The following is a 4,112-nucleotide window of genomic DNA, read 5'->3' as shown; positions in this document are numbered from 1 at the left end:
ACCACACATTAAACACTTAGCATGATCGGCAAACAAAGCCGGTCACATAGTCAGGCCCTTTTGGGCACTGGCGAGCCAGGCCGTCCTCATATCTCTTCGGAAACGTTTTCAGGCCTACCGGCCTGTCTGGGTCGGTAGCTCAGGTGGTTAGAGCGCACGCCTGATAAGCGTGAGGTCGGAGGTTCAAGTCCTCCTCGACCCACCATCACCCGCAAGGGGAAGGTGGCCTCAAGTAGCGCTCCGCGCGATAGGCCAAAACATCTGGCCTCAAGTAGCGCTCCGCGCGATAGGCCGAAACATCTGGCCTCAAGTAGCCGAATAGGCGGTAGGCCATATAGAATGGGGCCTTAGCTCAGCTGGGAGAGCGCCTGATTTGCATTCAGGAGGTCAGGAGTTCGATCCTCCTAGGCTCCACCATAACTCGATTAGATCGCTAAGCACTGTTTGAAGTGTTTAGCCGTCCAATCGGACGAATTGACATCGTATAGAGAGATACAAATATCAACACTGTTTGATGCCCGCGCGTTAGCGGATGCATCTCGGTTTGGTGCCAAGCCCTGCAAGGGGTGCGGCGAGCGTAGACATGGGCTGTTTCCTCGGCCTGTCCTGCGTATGCCAGCTGAAACGAACAGCGTTGTCCAAGTCAAGTACACTAACCCGAACAACGTGGCCTGCCTCCCGCACGGATGGTAGGTCAATCGCGTTGTTCAATAGTCTGGTTTTAGAACCAGGCGGGAAAAAGTATGCTTTTGATACCGGAATGAAGGCGACAGTTTCTTACCAGCTTCTGTTGCCGCGCAGGTTTGTTGTCTTATGCAGTAACGTTGGTTGCGGATGTAAATAGTCCTCAAGTAGCGAAGCGGTAGGACATAAAGGCAAGTCTTGCTATTTCTGGATCAAATCAAGCGCGAAAAGGGCGTTTGGTGAATGCCTTGGCAGTAAGAGGCGATGAAAGACGTGATACTCTGCGATAAGCCATGAGGAGCTGAGAATAAGCTTTGATCCATGGATTTCTGAATGGGGCAACCCACCTGACAGTTTGTTATTGTTTGCTTTTGCAATCAATAACGAGCTGAAACAGGTACTTATAGACTGAATACATAGGTTTATAAGAGCAAACCCGGAGAACTGAAACATCTAAGTACCCGGAGGAAAGGACATCAATATGATACTCCCCTAGTAGCGGCGAGCGAACGGGGACCAGCCGAGCCATGATTGTGAATAGAACGTGTTGGGAAGCACGGCCATAGTGGGTGATAGCCCCGTATATGAAGCATGATTGGACGTATTAAGTAGGGCGGAACACGTGAAATTCTGTCTGAAGATCGGAGGACCACCTTCGAAGGCTAAGTACTCCTTACTGACCGATAGTGAACCAGTACCGTGAGGGAAAGGTGAAAAGCACCCCGACGAGGGGAGTGAAACAGTACCTGAAACCGAACGCCTACAATCAGTCGGAGCTTCCTTGTGAAGTGACGGCGTACCTTTTGTATAATGGGTCATCGACTTGGTCTATCTAGCAAGCTTAAGCCGTTAGGTGTAGGCGCAGCGAAAGCGAGTCTTAATAGGGCGCATGAGTTAGATGGATCAGACCCGAAACCGAGTGATCTAGGCATGACCAGGATGAAGGTTAGGTAACACTAACTGGAGGTCCGAACCCACACCTGTTGAAAAAGGTCGGGATGAGTTGTGCCTAGGGGTGAAAGGCCAATCAAACTCGGAGATAGCTGGTTCTCTGCGAAATCTATTTAGGTAGAGCGTCATCCGAATACCCTCGGGGGTAGAGCACTGGATGGGTAATGGGGCCCCACAGGCTTACTGATCCTAACCAAACTCCGAATACCGAGGAGTACTAGATGGCAGACAGACTGCGAATGCTAACGTCCGTAGTCGAGAGGGAAACAACCCTGACCTACAGCTAAGGCCCCCAATTCATGGCTAAGTGGGAAAGCAGGTGGGACGACCAAAACAACCAGGAGGTTGGCTTAGAAGCAGCCATCCTTTAAAGATAGCGTAACAGCTCACTGGTCTAAATAAGTTGTCCTGCGGCGAAGATGTAACGGGGCTCAAGCCATGAGCCGAAGCTTAGGATGCCGTAAGGCATGGTAGCAGAGCGTAGTGTGACATAGTTCCATGTCTCTTTAGCGACTTCGGTCGTTACGGAGACACGGAGCTTTCGATGAAGCCGGGGCGTGAGCCATCCGGTGGAGAGATCACTAGTGAGAATGATGACATGAGTAGCGACAAAGAGTGTGAGAGACACTCTCGCCGAAAGTCCAAGGGTTCCTGCTTAAAGCTAATCTGAGCAGGGTAAGCCGACCCCTAAGGCGAGGCCGAAAGGCGTAGTCGATGGGAACCAGGTTAATATTCCTGGGCCAGGAAGAAGTGACGGATCAGAGAGGTAGTTCATCCTTATCGGATTGGATGGGCTGCTGACTGGTCCCTGGAAATAGCTCTTCCGCTAGATCGTACCCTAAACCAACACAGGTGGACTGGTAGAGAATACCAAGGCGCTTGAGAGAACTATGTTGAAGGAACTCGGCAAAATACCTCCGTAAGTTCGCGAGAAGGAGGCCCGGTTTCTAGGCAACTAGAGGCTGGGGGCACAAACCAGGGGGTGGCGACTGTTTACTAAAAACACAGGGCTCTGCGAAGTCGCAAGACGACGTATAGGGTCTGACGCCTGCCCGGTGCCTGAAGGTTAAAAGGAGGGGTGAGAGCTCTGAATTGAAGCCCAGGTAAACGGCGGCCGTAACTATAACGGTCCTAAGGTAGCGAAATTCCTTGTCGGGTAAGTTCCGACCTGCACGAATGGCGTAACGACTTCCCCGCTGTCTCCAACATAGACTCAGCGAAATTGAATTACCTGTCAAGATGCAGGTTTCCCGCGGTTAGACGGAAAGACCCCGTGCACCTTTACTACAGCTTCGCACTGGCATCAGGATTGTGATGTGCAGGATAGGTGGTGGGCTTTGAAGCAGGAACGCTAGTTTCTGTGGAGCCTCCCTTGAGATACCACCCTTCGCACTCTTGATGTCTAACCGCGGTCCGTTATCCGGATCCGGGACCCTGCGTGGCGGGTAGTTTGACTGGGGCGGTCGCCTCCTAAAGCGTAACGGAGGCGCGCGAAGGTTGGCTCAGAGCGGTCGGAAATCGCTCGTTGAGTGCAATGGCAGAAGCCAGCCTGACTGCGAGACTGACAAGTCGAGCAGAGTCGAAAGACGGCCATAGTGATCCGGTGGTCCCAAGTGGGAGGGCCATCGCTCAACGGATAAAAGGTACGCCGGGGATAACAGGCTGATACTGCCCAAGAGTCCATATCGACGGCAGTGTTTGGCACCTCGATGTCGGCTCATCTCATCCTGGGGCTGGAGCAGGTCCCAAGGGTACGGCTGTTCGCCGTTTAAAGAGGTACGTGAGCTGGGTTTAGAACGTCGTGAGACAGTTCGGTCCCTATCTGCCGTGGGTGTAGGATACTTGAGAGGAGTTGCCCCTAGTACGAGAGGACCGGGGTGAACGAACCACTGGTGGACCTGTTGTGGCGCCAGCCGCAGTGCAGGGTAGCTATGTTCGGACAGGATAACCGCTGAAGGCATCTAAGCGGGAAGCCCCCCTCAAAACAAGGTATCCCTGAGAGCCGTGGTAGACCACCACGTCGATAGGCCAGAGATGTAAGCACAGTAATGTGTTCAGTTGACTGGTACTAATTGCTCGATAGGCTTGATTTGATCCAGTAATAGCCAGACTGTTACAGACAAATCAAAAGCATACACATCATTAGATGACTTGACTTGGACACAAGAGGTTTTTTCTCGGTTTGGTGGTCATAGCACAAGCGAAACACCCGGTCCCATCCCGAACCCGGCCGTTAAGCGCTGTCGCGCCAATGGTACTGCGTCTTAAGACGTGGGAGAGTAGGTCGCCGCCAAACCTAGTAAAAACCTCAGTGATGTATCTCTCTCATCGATGACACAAAATACCCCAAATCATGCCCAAAAAACCACGCTGCAATCCGCAGGGCTTTCGTGCCGCAACCGACCGCCGTCCCGTCGCAAATCCGCGTCCGCCGCTGGCCGCGCCTGGCACTTGACCAAAGCGCGTCCAGCCAGAGC

The 4,112-nt window shown here is 52.7% G+C and carries 2 tRNA genes and 2 rRNA genes; all 4 read left to right on the top strand.

Going from position 1 to position 4,112, the window contains the following annotated elements:
* Positions 1 to 128: 128 nt before the first annotated feature.
* The 4 genes from BMZ91_RS20875 to rrf all read left to right on the top strand — a co-directional run bounded on the left by BMZ91_RS20875 (position 129) and on the right by rrf (position 3,931).
* A tRNA-Ile gene (locus BMZ91_RS20875) sits at positions 129 to 205 on the top strand.
* A gap of 136 nt (positions 206 to 341) precedes the next feature.
* Positions 342 to 417 (top strand) — tRNA-Ala (locus BMZ91_RS20870).
* Between the two features lie 482 nt (positions 418 to 899).
* A 23S ribosomal RNA gene (locus BMZ91_RS20865) occupies positions 900 to 3,728 on the top strand.
* 88 nt (positions 3,729 to 3,816) lie between these two features.
* A 5S ribosomal RNA gene (gene rrf / locus BMZ91_RS20860) occupies positions 3,817 to 3,931 on the top strand.
* Positions 3,932 to 4,112: the final 181 nt, after the last annotated feature.

This window comes from Roseovarius lutimaris, from assembly GCF_900115165.1.
Taxonomy (GTDB): domain Bacteria; phylum Pseudomonadota; class Alphaproteobacteria; order Rhodobacterales; family Rhodobacteraceae; genus Roseovarius; species Roseovarius lutimaris.
This window is presented reverse-complemented; position numbering and strand designations above follow the sequence as displayed.